The organism is Glutamicibacter sp. ZJUTW (genome assembly GCF_008370855.1).
GTDB lineage: Bacteria > Actinomycetota > Actinomycetes > Actinomycetales > Micrococcaceae > Glutamicibacter > Glutamicibacter nicotianae.
In genome coordinates, this window is the sequence record NZ_CP043624.1 from 2210915 (window position 1) to 2226230 (window position 15316).

Annotated in this window: 13 protein-coding genes; 1 reads left to right on the top strand and 12 read right to left on the bottom strand. The window is 59.8% G+C overall.

The window, feature by feature from the left end:
- Positions 1–17 precede the first annotated feature (17 nt).
- The 11 genes from ftsW to dinB form a co-directional block, all read right to left on the bottom strand.
- Positions 18–1271, bottom strand: coding sequence for a putative lipid II flippase FtsW (gene ftsW / locus F0M17_RS10410; RefSeq protein WP_073706014.1), 1254 nt, complete (start codon positions 1269–1271; stop codon positions 18–20).
- Positions 1272–1314: 43 nt separating this feature from the next.
- Positions 1315–2859 carry a UDP-N-acetylmuramoyl-L-alanine--D-glutamate ligase gene (gene murD / locus F0M17_RS10415; RefSeq protein WP_141358393.1) on the bottom strand — a complete coding sequence of 515 codons (1545 nt, stop codon included), beginning with the start codon at positions 2857–2859 and terminating at the stop codon, positions 1315–1317.
- Positions 2841–3944 (bottom strand): phospho-N-acetylmuramoyl-pentapeptide-transferase, encoded by a 1104-nt coding sequence (gene mraY / locus F0M17_RS10420; protein ID WP_038990524.1) that lies wholly within the window; start codon positions 3942–3944, stop codon positions 2841–2843. Before mraY ends, murD begins: the two co-directional genes overlap by 19 nt.
- Positions 3941–5398 carry a UDP-N-acetylmuramoyl-tripeptide--D-alanyl-D-alanine ligase gene (gene murF / locus F0M17_RS10425; protein WP_038990525.1) on the bottom strand — a complete coding sequence of 486 codons (1458 nt, stop codon included), beginning with the start codon at positions 5396–5398 and terminating at the stop codon, positions 3941–3943. Before murF ends, mraY begins: the two co-directional genes overlap by 4 nt.
- 50 nt (positions 5399–5448) lie before the next feature.
- Entirely contained in the window at positions 5449–7041 is a 1593-nt protein-coding gene (locus F0M17_RS10430) for a UDP-N-acetylmuramoyl-L-alanyl-D-glutamate--2,6-diaminopimelate ligase (protein ID WP_149597077.1), read from the bottom strand.
- The gene (locus tag F0M17_RS10435; RefSeq protein ID WP_149597078.1) at positions 7035–8813 is read right to left on the bottom strand and encodes a penicillin-binding protein 2; all 1779 of its coding nucleotides are present in this window, start codon (positions 8811–8813) and stop codon (positions 7035–7037) included. The genes F0M17_RS10430 and F0M17_RS10435 overlap by 7 nt, the downstream gene beginning before the upstream one ends.
- Before the next feature lie 110 nt (positions 8814–8923).
- Positions 8924–9652 carry a hypothetical protein gene (locus tag F0M17_RS10440; RefSeq protein ID WP_168201997.1) on the bottom strand — a complete coding sequence of 243 codons (729 nt, stop codon included), beginning with the start codon at positions 9650–9652 and terminating at the stop codon, positions 8924–8926.
- A gap of 43 nt (positions 9653–9695) precedes the next feature.
- Positions 9696–10688 (bottom strand): 16S rRNA (cytosine(1402)-N(4))-methyltransferase RsmH, encoded by a 993-nt coding sequence (gene rsmH / locus F0M17_RS10445; RefSeq protein ID WP_038990528.1) that lies wholly within the window; start codon positions 10686–10688, stop codon positions 9696–9698.
- Between the two features lie 170 nt (positions 10689–10858).
- Positions 10859–11272, bottom strand: a complete 414-nt coding sequence (mraZ, locus tag F0M17_RS10450) for a division/cell wall cluster transcriptional repressor MraZ (protein WP_038990697.1) — start codon at positions 11270–11272, stop codon at positions 10859–10861.
- Between the two features lie 508 nt (positions 11273–11780).
- Positions 11781–12164: a DUF3040 domain-containing protein gene (locus F0M17_RS10455; protein ID WP_038990529.1), complete on the bottom strand. Its 384-nt coding sequence runs from the start codon at positions 12162–12164 to the stop codon at positions 11781–11783.
- Between the two features lie 182 nt (positions 12165–12346).
- Positions 12347–13513 (bottom strand): DNA polymerase IV, encoded by a 1167-nt coding sequence (gene dinB, locus F0M17_RS10460; RefSeq protein WP_149597079.1) that lies wholly within the window; start codon positions 13511–13513, stop codon positions 12347–12349.
- A gap of 161 nt (positions 13514–13674) precedes the next feature.
- On the opposite strand from dinB, the gene F0M17_RS10465 reads away from it, so the two are divergent.
- A complete protein-coding gene (locus F0M17_RS10465) occupies positions 13675–14781 on the top strand; it encodes a polyprenyl synthetase family protein (protein WP_149597080.1) in 1107 nt (368 codons plus the stop codon).
- Positions 14782–14878: 97 nt separating this feature from the next.
- Here the strand turns inward: F0M17_RS10465 and F0M17_RS10470 are convergent, their stop codons facing one another.
- Positions 14879–15232, bottom strand: coding sequence for an Rv2175c family DNA-binding protein (locus tag F0M17_RS10470; RefSeq protein WP_038990532.1), 354 nt, complete (start codon positions 15230–15232; stop codon positions 14879–14881).
- Between the last annotated feature and the right edge of the window lie 84 nt (positions 15233–15316).

Sequence of the window (15316 nt, forward strand, 5' to 3'; positions counted from 1 at the left end):
CGGCCGGTTGCGGCCCGCTATTTGGTTTTCTTGCTCTTGGCCGGCTTCTCTTCCAGCTTCGCTTCGAATTCACGTTTCTGCGCTCTGGCTGAAGAGAGGACAAACCCCATGGCAAGCATGATCGCGAGCATTGCCGAGCCGCCGGAGGAAATGAAGGGCAGCGGAACACCGATCACCGGAAGCACTCCGGTGACGGTACCCAGGTTGACGAAGGTCTGGCCGATTACCCATGACATCAAGCAGCCCATGAGCACCTTGGTGTACAGGTCGTTGGCGCGCGCAGCGATGCGATACATCGCCAAGGCCAGCAGGATGAACATGACCAGGACGAAGAGCACGCCGATCAAGCCGAATTCCTCGCCCAGGATGGAGAAGATGAAGTCGTTCTGCGCTTCGGGGACATAGGACCACTTCATGCGGGACTGGCCGGCACCCACGCCGAACCAACCGCCAGAGGCGAAGGCATGCAGGCCCATGCTGGCCTGGTAGCAAAGGTCATTGCTCGGACCGCAATCGGTATCCAGCCAGGCGAGGATGCGCTGCCGGCGGTTGGACGAAGCCAGGATCGCTATGGACAAGCCCGCGACGCCAACCGCGGAGAACGCCGCGAGCCACTTCATCCTGATGCCGCCAAGGAACATCGCCGCGGCAATGATCATCAACAGGACCAGGGCGGTACCCACATCCTTGCCGACCACTACGAGGCCAACGATGAGGACGCCAACCGGAGCCACGACGGGGACGATCAGGTGCTTGATGTCGTGAAGCATGTGCTGCTTCTTTTCCAGCATGAATGCAGCGAATACTGCCAAGGCGAGTTTGGCGAACTCGCTGGGCTGCAAGCCGAAGCCGCCGATGCGGATCCAGTTCCGGTTGCCGAGTACCGTGTGGCCAAGTGGCGTGAATGCGACGAGGAACAGCAGGGTGAACGCCGCGATCACGGAGGGCCACGCCAGCCGTTTCAGCACTTCCGGCTTGATGCGCTGCATGATCAGCATGCAGACAATGCCCAGCGCGGCGAAGCCGCCCTGGGCCAGTGCCACGGTGAAGCCGTCCCGGCCTTTGGCGATCGCTTCCACCGATGCCGATGACTGGACCATGATCACGCCGAAGACTGCCAGCGCGATGGAACCCACGAGCACCAGCCAGTAGTCGGTGGAGGCCATGCGCCGGCTGGAGTTCTCCACGGTGCTGAGCATTTTGCCGAATCGCGCGTACCAAGGAATCTTGGCTTTGGATCCCGCTGGCTTCTTGCTCGATTTCATCGCCATCGGTGCCTCCTGCCTTGGTTTGGTTTGTTCGGTCAGCTCTCGACTACTTCTCTTCGCCAGCTTTATCCATCAGATCACTGACGGCAGCGATAAATGCGTTGCCACGCTGGGCGTAGGAACTGAATTGGTCCATCGAGGCCGCGGCCGGTGCCATGAGCACCGTGTCCCCTGCCTCGGCAACTTCGGCGGCCTTGGACACCGCACGGGTCATGACCTGCGCACCGCTAGGGGCTGATCCGTCGTTGCCCTGTGCCTCGCCGGTGATGTCGATGACTTCGACCTTTGGTGCGTGAGTGGCCAGCGCTTCGCGCAGGCCCGCGGTGTCGGTGCCGATGAGCAGCACCTTGGCCAGGCGCTGGGCATGCTTGGCGATCAGCTCCCCGTATTCCACGCCCTTGGACACTCCGCCGGCGATCCACACAACACGGGTGAAGGCCGCCAGCGAAGCGTCGGCCGCGTGCGGGTTAGTGGCCTTGGAGTCATTGATCCACAGGATGTCGTCCTTGCGGGCCACGGCCTGGATCCGGTGGTCTCCGGAGTCGAAGTTCTTCAAGCCCTCAGCTACTGCTTCCGGGCTCACGCCGTAGGCGCGGGTCAGCGCCGCGGCGGCGGCGGCGTTGGCGGCGGTATGGCGCGGAACAATCTCGCCGATGTCCTTCAGCGCGATGAGTTCCACCGCACTGGTCTTGCGCTCTTCGATGAAGGCGCGGTCCACCAGCAGGCCCTCGACAACGCCCACCATCGACACCGCGGGGGTATCTGTCGTGAAGCCGATGGCACGGCAGCCTTCGATGACGTCAGCATTTTCCACCATGGTGATGGTGACTTCGTCAGCCGCGTTGAAGATCGCCGCCACCTGGGTGCGTTCGTAGATTTTCGCCTTGGCGGCCTTGTAGTTCTCGAAACCGCCATGCCAGTCCACGTGGTCTTCGGCCAGATTCAGGACCACCGAGGCGACCGGCGAGATGCTGTGCGTGTAATGCAGCTGGAAGCTGGAGAGCTCGACGGCGAACACGTCGTAGTCCACCGGTTCGCGCACCGCATCGAGGATCGGGGTGCCGACATTGCCGACGGCGACGGCTTTCAGCCCCTCGGCACGCAGGATCGCTTCGGTCATGCCCACGGTGGTGGTCTTGCCGTTGGTGCCGGTGATGGCCAGCCACTGCGGCGCTGTGTGGCCGGCACGGTTCTGCACGCGCCATGCCAACTCGATATCGCTCCAGATCTCGATGCCTTTGGACTCTGCTTCCGCGATGACCGGGTTGCGGGGGTTCCAGCCCGGGGAAACCATCACCAGCTGGGCCTGCTGGCCATCGACCAGCGGCAGGGACTGGACGTTGGCGGTGCCGAGCAGCACCTCGTGGGCGCCGACGATCTTCAGGGTCTCGGCGCGCTGCTGGTTCATCTGGTCGTCACGGCCATCGATCACGGTGACGATGGCGCCGAGTTCGATGAGGGTGTCGGCTGCCGAGAATCCGGAGAGCCCCAATCCTGCGACGACAACACGCAGGCCTTTCCAATCAGCATCCCAGCTGTTCAGCGAGTCCAGTGATTTGCCAGCGTTTGCGCTCACAGTGCGACAACCCATTCAGAGTAGAAGAGACCCAGGCCCGCGGCGACGAACAGGCCGGCAAGGATCCAGAATCGGATAACGACGTTTTCCTCGGACCAGCCCGAGAGCTCGAAGTGGTGCTGCAGCGGTGCCATCTTGAACACGCGCTTGCCGCCCGAGATCTTGAAGTAGCCCACCTGGATGATGACCGACAGGGAGATGATCACGAACAGGCCGGCGATGACCACCAGCAGCAGCTGGGTGCGCGAGAGGATCGCGAAGGCCGCCACGGCGCCGCCAATGGCCAGCGAGCCGGTGTCGCCCATGAAGATCTTTGCCGGCTTGGCATTGAACCAGAGGAAGGCGATCAGCGCACCGGAGAGCGTGGCTCCCAGCAGCGCGAGGTCCTGCGGGTCGCGCACCGAGTAGCAGACATCCAGCGAGTCGATGTTGCTGCAGGCCTGGTTCTGCTGCCAGATGCCCATCAGGGTGTACGCGCCGAAGACCATGATCGAGGCACCGGTAGCCAGCCCGTCCAGGCCGTCGGTGAGGTTCACGCCATTGGTGGCGCCGGTAACAATGAAGTTTGCCCAGAGCACGAACAGCACCATGCCCAGCAGCGGCCCGGCAAATGCCAGGTCGATGTTGGTGTCGCGCAGGAAGGAAATCGCGGTGGAGCCGGGGGTCAGGCCCTGCTCGTTCGGGAACTGCAAGGCCAGCACGGCGAAGCTGATGCCGAAGAAAGCCTGCAGGACGATCTTCTGCCAGGCGCGCAGGCCCAATGACCGCTTCTTGAAGATCTTGATGAAGTCATCGAGGAAGCCGACCAGGCCCATGCCGCCGAAGAGCATCAGCACCAGCAGGCCGCTGGCGGTGATTCCCGACGAGGTGCGCCCCATCAGCGAAAGGATGCCATGGGTGGCGAAGTACGCCACGAACACGGCCAGCACGAAGACCACCCCGCCCATGGTGGGGGTGCCGGACTTGATGGCGTGCGAGTTCGGCCCGTCATCGCGGACGACCTGGCCGTACTGCTTCTTGGTGAGCAGGCGGATGTACAGCGGCATGGCCACCATGGTCAGCACGAGGGCAATGCCTGCCCCCAGGATCAATGCGATCATGCGTTATCGCCTTCCTTCGCGAATGCCGCGATCTCGTCGCCGAGGAAACGCAGACCTGCCCCATTGGACGATTTGAACAACGCGATATCACCCGGCTGCAGCTGTTCCTGCAGCAGTGCGCGGGCTTCATCCACGTCTTCCACGTAGAAGGCCTCGTCGCCCCAGCTGCCTTCGAGCACAGCGGAGTTGTAGGCGGGCTTGGCCCCGCGGCCTACCACTACAAGTTTCTTGATGTTCATGCGAACTGCCATGCGGCCCAGCAGGTCGTGCTGGTGGATGCTGTCATCTCCCAGTTCCAGCATTTCGCCCAACACCGCCCAGGTGCGCCGGCCTGGTGCTCCGTCGGCGCCTAGGCCCAATTCGGCCAGGGTCACCAGCGCGGCACGCATTGATTCGGGGTTCGCGTTGTAGGCGTCGTTGATGATGCTCACGCCGTCAGGGCGCTCGATGCGTTCCATCCGCCAGCGGCTGCCAGCGGCTCGGCCTTCAAGGCCGGCGCAGATCAGCTCCGGGGCAACATCCAGCGCCAGTGCTGCGTTGGCTGCGGCGAGGATGTTGGTGACATGATGGCGGCCCAAGAGGCCCGAGGTGATCCGCTTGCTGAAGCCGCCGGGGAACTCAAGGGTGAGTTCTGGCTGCCCGTGCTTGTTCACGGCAACGTCGGTGGCCCAGACTCCAGCGTTCTCCGGCTTGCTGCTTCCGGTGCCGAAGAAGCGCACTGCTCCCCCGGAACGCGAGTCCATGCGGGCCACGCGAGGGTCTTCGGCATTCAGGATGGCGATGCCGTCGGCGTCCAGCGCCTCTACCAGCTCGCCCTTGGCCTTCTCGATGTTCTCCACCCCGCCGAATTCGCCGGCGTGCGCGGTGCCGACGCACAATACGACGCCGACCTGGGGATGCACCATATCGGTGAGGTAGGTCAGGTGGCCGATGCCGGTAGCACCCATCTCGATTACCAAATACTTGGTCTCTTCGGTGGCGTTGAAAACCGTCAGCGGTACGCCGACTTCGCCGTTGTAGGAGCCAATGGGCGACACGGTCGGCGCCACCTGCGACAAGATGCCTGCGAGCAGGTCCTTGGTGGTGGTCTTGCCGGCCGAGCCGGTGATTCCCACGACCTTGGCGTCGTTCTTTTCCTTGAGATGCGCAACGATGCGGGCGGCGATTTTGCCCATCGCTTCCACCGCATCGTCAACGATGACCGCCGGGTGCTCCCTGCGGTCTTCGTCATAGGTCACGCGTTCGGCTAGGGCCAGCACGGCGCCGGCGGCGCGTGCACGGTCGATAAAGGCGTGCCCGTCGGAGAATTCTCCGGGCTTGGCAACAAATAAGGCACCCGGGACGACTTCGCGCGAGTCAGTGGTCACGGAAGTGATCACCGTGTCGGAGGCGGCTGTGGCAGTCGCCTTTCCTCCGGTGATGTCCAGCAGGTCGGTCAGAGACAGTTCAATCATGGCAATAAGGACTTTACACTTGAGCGGTGGCGATAGTGGTCTTGTACGTTCTAGGATTTGGTCACAAATCCATGAAGATTCAGTGCGTTCGCCAGTTCCACCCGATCATCCAGTTCCACGTCAATTCCCGCGACGTCTTGGCTGACTTCATGTCCGCGCCCGGCCACCAGAATCGCATCGTTGGCACCGGCCAAACTCACAGCGAACTCTACGGCTTTGGCGCGTGGCGCGATGTTGAACAGCTGCACCTGCGGACGCTCGGATTCGAGCACGTGCTGTGCGCCGGAGGCGACCTGGTCGCGGATCGGCGCCGGGTCTTCGCCATGGGGATCGTCGTCGGTGACAATCACGATATCGGCATGACGGGCCGCTACCGCTCCCATATCCGGGCGCTTGGTCTTATCGCGTTCTCCGGTGGCGCCGAAGACAACGATGCGACGGCCCTGCTCCCCCGGGCGGATGGAATCCAAGGCCTTGGCCAGGGCATCTGAATTGTGGGCAAAGTCGACAACGGCGACCGGTGACTCGCCTACGACCTGCATGCGTCCGGGAACGGCGACCGACAGCGGGTCCTTGGAATCGAGGGCACGCTGCAAGGCGTCGAGGTCTGCGCCGCCAGCGAGCACCATCAGGGCCGCTAGGGCGCCGTTGGCGACGTTGAACATGCCTGGCAGCAGCGTACGGGTCCGCAGCTGGCGCCCGTCGCGGTGGACCAGGGTGAAGCTGTGGCCCAGGCCGCAGTGCTCCAGCTCGGTGACCCGCCAGTGCGCCGTGGCATGATCGCCATCAAGGCTCAGTGTTTCGGTGGGCACCAGGGCGCGATCGGCCAGACGCTGGCCGTATTCGTCATCGACCATGACCACGGCGCGATCGGAGCGTTCGGCGGTGAACAGTTCGGCCTTGGTTTCGAAGTACTCGTCCATCGTGCCGTGCAGGTCCAAGTGGTCCTGCGTCAAGTTAGTGTATCCGGACACGGCGAAGCGCAGGGCATCGACCCGTCCGTAGCTCAACGAGTGGCTGGAGACCTCCATGGCCACCGAAGCCACTTCCTGCTGGGCCATGCGCGAAAGCACCCCGTGCAGCTGGGTGGATTCCGGGGTAGTCAGCACGCTGGGGATGATCTGCCCGCGGGCAGACATCTCGATGGTGCCGATCAAGCCGGTTTCTTCGCCCAGGGCATCCAGGATTGCGCGGATCATGAAGGTGGTGGTCGTCTTGCCGTTGGTGCCGGTCACGGCGAACAGCTTCGGACTGCGCTGGTCCGTTCCGTAGACGGCCTGCGCGATCACTGCGGCGGATTTGCGGACGTCGGCCACGACAGCCACCGGGATTGCGAGATCATCGCCGAGGAATTCGAGTCCGGCGGTATCGGTGATCATCGCCACTGCGCCGTTGCCGATTGCGGTGTCCACGAATTCGGCTCCGTGGCGCTTGGCGCCGGAGATGCCGAGGAAGACGTCTCCTTGCTGGACGATCTGCGGGTTGAGGCTGACACCGAGAATTTGCGGAGCGGCGTTGAGCAATGCTCCAGTTCGCACGGCACCTGCTGTTCCGCAGAGCTGGTCGAAGCCAATGCCGGCGGTGCTGTCCGGGCGTAGGTACCGTTCTAGCTCACGCGGAGTGTCGGGGTTCTGGACTACCAAGATTTCTTCTGATCCTCACCTACAAAGACGTCGTACGCCTCTGATTTAGTCGTGCTCGGCGGCACATTGAATGTATTGAGAGTATGGCTCATGACATCGGTAAACGTGTCCGCTACCGAGAAGTCTTTCCAGTTGCCCTTTGGCCGGTACATTGTTGCCACGACCACGAACTGCGGATCCTCTAACGGGGCAACACCCGCAAAGGAATAAGTATATCCGTCATAGCCCTTGGCGCTTGCCGCCTGGCCGGTACCGGTCTTGCCGCCCACTCGGTACCCGGGAATGCGCTCTTTGTAGCCGGTGCCGTGGTCCACGACCGATTCCATGAGCTTGAGCATTTCCTCAGCTGTGCTCTTCTTGACCACGCGCTTCTTTTCAGGCACCGGAATCTTGGTGATCGAACCATCTTCGTTCCGGTAGCCCTCAATCAGGCTCGGTGAAAGCCGAACCCCTTCGTTGGCCAAGGTCTGGAAAATCGAGGCGGTGTGCAGCACGGTCTGCGAATAGCCCTGGCCGAACATGGTGGTGTACTGCTGGCGCCGGTCCCAGTTCTCGGGATGGGCGAGCTGACCAGCGCTGGCGCCGTTGAGCCCTACGCGGATGGGCGAACCCAATCCGAAAGCACGCATGTAGTCGTAGCGGGTCTGCTTGCTCATCGTGTTGCCGACCATCACGGTACCGGTGTTGTAGGAGCGGGCAAAGATGCCCGAAACGGTCATGTCGTACGTCGGGTGTTCCAAGGAGTCGTTGATGGTTTCCTTGGTGAACGTCTTCTTGTGCGGCACGCGCATCTCGGTTAGCGGATCCACGCCGCCCTGGTCGATAGCGGCAGCGAAGATCGGGGCCTTGCCGGTGGAACCCGGTTCAAAGGCACGGGTGATGGAGGTGGACCGGCGGAATTCGGGCTTGGTGGCGCTTGGATCGTTCGGATCCAATTCCGCGGAGTCGCCGATGGCCAGAATCTTGCCGGTGTCGACTTCCATGACCACCACGGAAACCCATTCGGCATTGAATTCGGCCTGCTTCTTTTCCGCTGCGCGCTGGGCGACGTAGTTGATGTCCGAGTCGATGGTGAGGATGACATCCTGCCCATCGACGGCCGGGGTTTCTTCGACCTCGGTGACAGGAATGCGCACGCCATCGGCGCTGATCTCGTATTTGCGGCTGCCTGCCTTACCGGCGAGGTGTTCTTCCTGGCTCAATTCCAGGCCTTCGGCACCAACCACGGATGTCTGGTCTTCGGAGTTGCGCACGAAGCCCAGCAATGGTCCGGCGATCACGCCTTGCGGGTATTGGCGTTCGCTGCGCAGCAAAGAGGCAAGGCGCGGGATGCCAATTTCAAGGACTTCGTTGCGCACTTCCGGGGTCACGCTCTTGGCCAGCACGACGTAGCCTTTCGGCTCGGCATCCCCCTGCGGACGCACCTTCTTGGCCAGTTCCTCGCGGTCCTGGTCCAGGGTTTCGGCTAGTTCATCAATGGCCTGGTCCCATGTAATGCGTTCTTGGCCGTTGGTGCCGTCCCGCTTGGCGCGGCGAATGGTCTCGCCCTGCTTGCGCTGGTCGATGACCAGATCGTAGCGGTCCACGGAGACAGCGAGCGTGGTGCCATTACGGTCTTCAATGGATCCGCGATTGGGCGCAATGGTTTCTACGCGTTCGCGATTCTCTTGCGCGGCGTTGGCAATGGTTGCCGAGTTGATGCCCTGAACCCAGACAAGCCGCCCGAGGATCACCAGCAGCAAAACCACGGAGAGGATCAGCACTAAGCGCATTCGCTTTTTTGCAGTGTCGATTGCGGTCGAGCTCACAAAAGAACCTAACTTTCCCTCAGCGCGGTTTTCCAGCAGCGAAAGCCACCTGTATCTAGCTTAGAAAGAGCTGGCTACTCTGTTGGGGATTTGATGCTTGGTGCAGGGATCGTGCCCCCATTTAGCTCAGTGTCCTGGAACACTGGGCGGCCGTCCTTGTCGATTTCACGTTCGGTTTTCTCGGCCTTCACCTCAGGTTCCTTGGAACCTTCAGTCGCTCCTGATTCCTTCTGTGAATCTGCTGAGGCTTTACCCACAGTGGTCTTCGGCGTGTTTGATGCGTTGGCATCGGTTTTGCTTTCGCCCTTGCGGATGCTGTCGCCTGGCAGCGGAATAGTTCCGTATTCCTGCTTGCTGTTCTTGGCCTTGACGGCCTTCTCAGCGTCCTGGGTAACCTTGCCCTCGGAGAGGCTGATCAACCCTGGAGCGCCTGGCGAAACCAAGCCGAGGTCCTTTGCCTTTGCGGCCAGCGCCTGCGGTGCTGCCAAAGACTGTGCTTCCTTCAGCAGCGCCTGATTCTCTTGGGAGAGTGCTCGTTCCTGCGATCGCAAGTTCACAATGTCGTACTGCCGCTGAGCTACCGAAGTATTGAGCAGCACCAGCGTGACGATCACGCTGAAGGCCAAGAAGATCAGCACCGCAGACATGGTGAACATGGAGCGCTTGTTGGTCTCGTTCATTTTGGGAACCAGCGAAAGCGTTACGCGCTGGCGCGAATCCCCTTTAGGCAGGTTGCTAGCTGGGACGGGCTCGGGTCGCATTACACGCGCAGTGTTACCGTCGACAACCGGCTGGCTGTTCACGGCTGCGGTCTTCTGCACGCGGCGCTGGGCTCGTTGGCTCATGCTAGCTCCTCTTCAACACTCGTTCCACAGCACGCAGGCGGGCTGAGGCTGCACGTGAATTTTCTGCTATTTCGTGATCGCTTGGCTTCTCGGTGCCCTTGGTGAGCACCTTGTATTCAGCTTTGTGTTCATCCAGTTCCACCGGGAACCCCGGAGGAGCCGACGAGGTTGATCCTTGGACGAAGTGCCGTTTGGTGATCTTGTCTTCCAAAGAGTGATAACTCATGACGACAACGCGTCCGCCGACGTTCAAGGCCCCCATTGCAGCCGGGATGGCGCGTTCCAGGACGTCAAGTTCCTCATTCACCGCAATACGCAGGGCTTGGAACGTTCGCTTGGCAGGGTGGCCATGGTTTCGGGCGGCCGCTGCCGGCACGACGCTGCGGATCACGTCAACGAGTTCAGCGGTGCTGGTGATGCGGTTCTTGGCACGCGCCTCGACGATTGCCGTTGAGATGCGGCCGGCAAACTTCTCTTCGCCCCACTGCCGGATAATTCGAAGCAGTTCGTCGCGTTCCAAGTCGTTGACGAGGTCCTCGGCAGTTGGACCGACCGAAGTGTCCATGCGCATATCCAGCGGAGCATCATAGGAATAGGCGAAACCGCGTTCGCGTTCGTCGAGCTGCAGCGAAGATACGCCGAGGTCAAACAAGACGCCGTCAACGCCAGGGAATCCAAGGTCTTCCACGACATCCGCAATTTCGTCGTACACGGCGTGCACGAGGTCGATCCGGTCTTGGAACGGAGCGAGTCGAGCACCCGCAAGTTCGTGCGCCTGCTCGTCACGGTCTAGACCGATCAGGTGCAAATTATCGAACCGTCGCAAAATGGCTTCGGAATGCCCGCCCATGCCGAGGGTGCAGTCAACCACAATTGCCCGACGGCCTTCAGCATTGGCTCGCTCAATACCTGGAGCTAGCAAATTAACGCATCGGTCCAGAAGTACTGGAACGTGGCGTTCGGATGCTGGTCGTTGGGAATCCTGATTTGGCACTGCGCCCCCTTTCGCTTTCGATCTGCTGTTGAGATCAGATCCCCCTCCAACCAAGTGGCGATCCAATCTTCTGGCTCCGGGGAAGTGAAGCCAGACGATTGTCTACCCCATGGTGGCTGGAGATCTCATCCCAACAAACGGTGTGTCTTGTCGGCCTAGCGCCCGAGGGCCTAGTCTTCGTCGGTATCGGAGAACACGTCTTCTTGTTCGTCCAAGTACTGCTGCCATGCAGTTGAATCCCAGATTTCAATACGGTTACCCGCACCGATAACTGTGACCTCCCGATCCAGGCCTCCGTAAGTGCGCAGCACTTGCGGAATCGTTACGCGTCCCTGCTTATCCGGAACTTCATCCGAGGCCCCTGAGAGAAACACACGTGCGTAGTCGCGTGCTCGCCGAGAAGTCAAGGAAGCCTGCGCCAGTTGCTCGTGCTGCTTCTCAAACTCCCGCTGGCTGAAAACGTAAATGCAACGCTCTTGGCCACGGGTGAGAACCAGCCCGTAGGACAGCTCATCCCGATATTTAGCTGGAAGAATCAACCGGCCTTTTTCATCGAGACGCGGTGTGTAGGTTCCTAAGAACATGCACACCACCTTTCGCGTGAAGTGGCCGGAAGCCCCATTCTTCTCTACTTGCCTCCACTTTACTCCACAACCCTCCACTGTCAATGCAATTTCAGTGGTTTCGCGAGGGTATGGACTTAAAAAACAGCTGAATCTAGCGGGTGCTCAGCCTATGCTCAGGTGGAGGGAATTGGATCAGCAGTCGGCCCGGTCGAGCATCATTCAGAAATTTGACGCGCAGAATCCCCGGAATATAGCTAATTTCAGGCGCTGTGGTGGAAAGTGGAGGCCGGCTCGGCCAACCAGGTGGAACCGAACCTTGGAATCTGCAGAGAATTCAAGATCACTAGAATTTGGTGCGTTCCCCCGACGCTGGCATGCCGAGTATCCAGGGCAACCATTCTCGGCACTAAGCCAAATCTCTCGCATCGCGGCATCTGGCGCACAGGGGCTGCCGCGGCGCAAGGAGCACAGCTTAAACGAAAAAGAGGTGCAACCCTTAGGGTCACACCTCAATATCTATTGCTGATCAGCTATCGGATTGATCACGTTTCCGCTGGTTCCATTTTTCCTCCAGGCCGGAAAGGAACTGCGAATTATTCTTGCTGGCCGATTTTGCGCCCGCTCCCTTGGAAGGACCGATTTTTCCGGTAGCCGTTTTTGTCAAGGCGAGCAGTACACCTGCGAACATCACGGCGAAACCGAGGACGCCAACGATGATGATGTGCTGGGATATTCCAAAAATGAGCCCCGCAAGGCCGGCGATTACCAGCAAGATGCCCAAAACAATATTGCGGGTCGACAGGCGCCCCGTGCCCGATGGGCCCTTCATGCTGGAAGCGAAGCGACGGTCTTCATGCAGCTGCTTTTCCAACTGCTCCAACAAACGCTGCTCGTGCTCCGATAGCGGCATCGTCTTCTCCTTCCAAAGGCAAACCTGACGGTCGTCCACCGTCTCCAAGTTCAACGTCGCGCCAATGGGAAAAGTTCCCCGGATTCGATTGAACTTACTTCAAGGATAGACTCTTTTGCACTCGCCCTGCTAGTTGATCTTCACCACTGTCCAGATATCCATACGTTCTACACAGAATGCGTTTATTCCTTGGGTCGCAGAAAACGAGCCGGGGTCACAATGGACTGCGGAAATTTCTGTCCGATCTGGTCAGCGATCCGTTCTGCTTCTCGCGCTTTCTCTTCACGCGGGTCCAAGCTGAATTGCAGACCCAACTCGTAATCTTGCAATCTTTCAGCTCTCACTCCGATCAACCGGACTGGTTGGGCCAACGGGGTCAATTTCCGCAACAGTGCCAGAGCGGACTCGCTAATTTTCGTAGATGAATCTGTAGCGGCAGCAAGAGCCTTCGAACGCGTAATTCCAGAGAAGTCCTTGTACTTGATCTTGATCCCAACACCGTTGGCTGATTTGCCGTGCTGCCGCAGTCGCTGACCGACCTTATGGCTTAGCCGCAATAGCTCACCCTCAAGCACCTGCGGCTCGGTGATGTCAACCGCGAACGCGTGTTCAGAGGAGATGCTTTTTTCATCCCTGCTAACTTCCACCGGACGGTTGTCTATCCCCCGAGAGAGCAGGCGCAGGGCCCGGCCATGCTCCCCCAGCCGGCTGATCAATCGCGTTTCCGGCTCGGTAGCAAGCTGCCCAACGGTCTCAATTCCCAAGGCATGGAGCTGGTCGGCGGTACGTTTTCCCACGCCCCACATTTTTGACACCGGCAATTCGTGCAGGAATTCCTCGGTTCTCTCGGGGGCAATTACAGCCAATCCGTCTGGCTTGGCGTAGGTCGAGGCCAGTTTCGCAACGAATTTGTTCCTTGCGATGCCCACGCTTGCTGTCAGGCCCATTTCCGCGCGTATGTATTCGCGGATTTTCTGGGCAATTTGCACCGGACCGCCAAGCATGCGCATGCTTCCCGTAACGTCCAGGAATGCTTCGTCAACACTGACTTGCTCAACGAGGGGAGTCAACGTGTGGAAGTAGGCCATGATCTGCGCTGAGGCTTCCGAGTACTTGTGATGGCTTGGCTCGATCACAGTAGCTTCCGGCATCAGCGGGATGGCCTGGCTCATCGGCATCGCCGAATGGATCCCTCGGGCTCGGCAGTCATAAGAGGCAGAGAGCACGACACTGCGTCCTGAAGGGTGCCCCACAATGATTGGCTTGCCCACCAGGTCAGGGCTGTCGCGCAGTTCCACGGAAACGAAAAAGGCATCCATATCGACATGCAGGATCGCTCGCTCCGTCATTCCAACCCTCTCCCCTTCTTATGACCGCACCATCAGCGTGCTCGAATGTATATTCGAGTTTAGCCCACGAGCTGAATCCAGCAGTGCCTTCTTTGCCAGACGAGAATCACCGGTAGAGTTGTTGCTAACCACCAGTTGCTTACCCGTAGAAATGATTTTGCATGTCGATGCCTGATTCCGTGCCGGCCCTCAGCAGTGAAGCCCAGGGCTTGAGCCGCAGCTACACCTCTGATGTTGCTCAACTACTGGAGGAGTTTCTGGCTGCGAAAAGCGATGAAGTTGGTCAAATCACCAGCAGCGCCATCGAAATCGTCAATGCAATCACCTCGCTGGCCCGTGGCGGCAAGCGTCTCCGTGCGCTGTTCGCCTTCTGGGGCTACCTTGGCGCCGGCGGACAACCTGAAGATCGCGACATTGTTCGCCTCGGGGCCGCCTTGGAGCTCTTCCAGGGTGCAGCGCTTATCCACGATGACATCATTGACAACTCGGATACCCGACGCGGCCAGCCGAGCGTCCATAAGCGATTCGAGGCCCAGCACCTGCAGCTTGGACTGTCAGGGAGCGCTTCGAGCTACGGCACGGCCAGCGCAATCCTTGCCGGTGACCTATGCCTGTCACTAAGCGAGGAAGTTTTCTCGGGCATTACGTCCCTCACCCCTCGGGCGCGAACCATCTTCAATCAAATGCGCACCCAAGTGATGGCCGGTCAATATCTCGATGTTCTCGAAGAGTCTGCAGGTCCTGCCTACGATCCGAAGGAAGCGGTCAAGCGCGCTCGCACCATCGTGCGCTTCAAGTCAGCGAAATACTCCACCGAAAACCCGTTCTTACTTGGCGGCGCGTTGGCAGGGGCCAGTGAAGTGCTTTTGAATCACTACTCTGAATTCGCGCTTCCACTGGGCGAGGCGTTTCAGCTGCGTGACGATGTCCTGGGCGTGTTTGGCGATCCAGAAATCACCGGCAAACCGACAGGCGGCGATCTGCTGGAAGGCAAGCGGACTGAGTTGATTGCCCATGCACTGCTGCTTTCAACTCCTGACGAACAGGACTTCATTCAGGGGCGTCTCGGCGCAGCGGATCTCTCTCAAGAGGAAGTTGCACGGCTCAGCAATATTCTGCGTGATAGCGGTGCTTTGGCGGCAACGGAGCAGAGCATTAGCGAATTGACTACCCAATCAGATCTCGCGCTCGAAGCATTGCAGGTCTCCCCCTTGGCCCTGGCGGGAATGCAACAGCTTAGCGACGCCGTGACAAAGAGAAGTAAATAGCGAAACGTTACTAAAACTAAACAAAAGGTCTCAACCATGCATCCGTCAGGATGATGGTTGAGACCTTTTGTTTATGCTGGGGCAACTTCTTTCGGACCTACCAGCCCAGTGCCTGCGCCCTGCGGCGGATCTCGGTTTTTCGCCCCGTACGCAAAGCATTCATTGGCGTGCCAGGCAGCGACTCGTCCTCGGTGAACAGCCATACAATGGCTTCTTCATCCGAGAAGCCGGAATCCGACAGTACCGAGAGGGTGCCTTTCAGGCTTTCAACCACGATGCCGTCTTGGAGAAAATCTGCAGGGATCGAACGGACATTGCGTTCGCCAATTCTCAACGAAACAATGGCACGCTCATCAAGCAGGCGGTGCACACGGCGAATGTCTACTTCTAATTCTTCAGCCACATCGGGCAGGGTCAGCCACTGGCCGACGAGTTCTACGGTTTCCTTCACCTCTCAAGGTTCCCACAAATTCCTGATCCGCGCAGAAATTTGGATGAAACCCACCTCAGTAGTTCCCATCAGTCACAGTAGTAG

Coding starts and splice junctions, on each gene's coding strand:
- ftsW (WP_073706014.1), bottom strand. CDS start 1,271: ATGGCGATGAAATCGAGCAAGAAGCCAGCGGGATCCAAAGCCAAGATT.
- murD (WP_141358393.1), bottom strand. CDS start 2,859: ATGGGTTGTCGCACTGTGAGCGCAAACGCTGGCAAATCACTGGACTCG.
- mraY (WP_038990524.1), bottom strand. CDS start 3,944: ATGATCGCATTGATCCTGGGGGCAGGCATTGCCCTCGTGCTGACCATG.
- murF (WP_038990525.1), bottom strand. CDS start 5,398: ATGATTGAACTGTCTCTGACCGACCTGCTGGACATCACCGGAGGAAAG.
- F0M17_RS10435 (WP_149597078.1), bottom strand. CDS start 8,813: ATGCGCTTAGTGCTGATCCTCTCCGTGGTTTTGCTGCTGGTGATCCTC.
- mraZ (WP_038990697.1), bottom strand. CDS start 11,272: ATGTTCTTAGGAACCTACACACCGCGTCTCGATGAAAAAGGCCGGTTG.
- F0M17_RS10455 (WP_038990529.1), bottom strand. CDS start 12,164: ATGCCGCTATCGGAGCACGAGCAGCGTTTGTTGGAGCAGTTGGAAAAG.
- dinB (WP_149597079.1), bottom strand. CDS start 13,513: ATGACGGAGCGAGCGATCCTGCATGTCGATATGGATGCCTTTTTCGTT.
- F0M17_RS10465 (WP_149597080.1), top strand. CDS start 13,675: ATGTCGATGCCTGATTCCGTGCCGGCCCTCAGCAGTGAAGCCCAGGGC.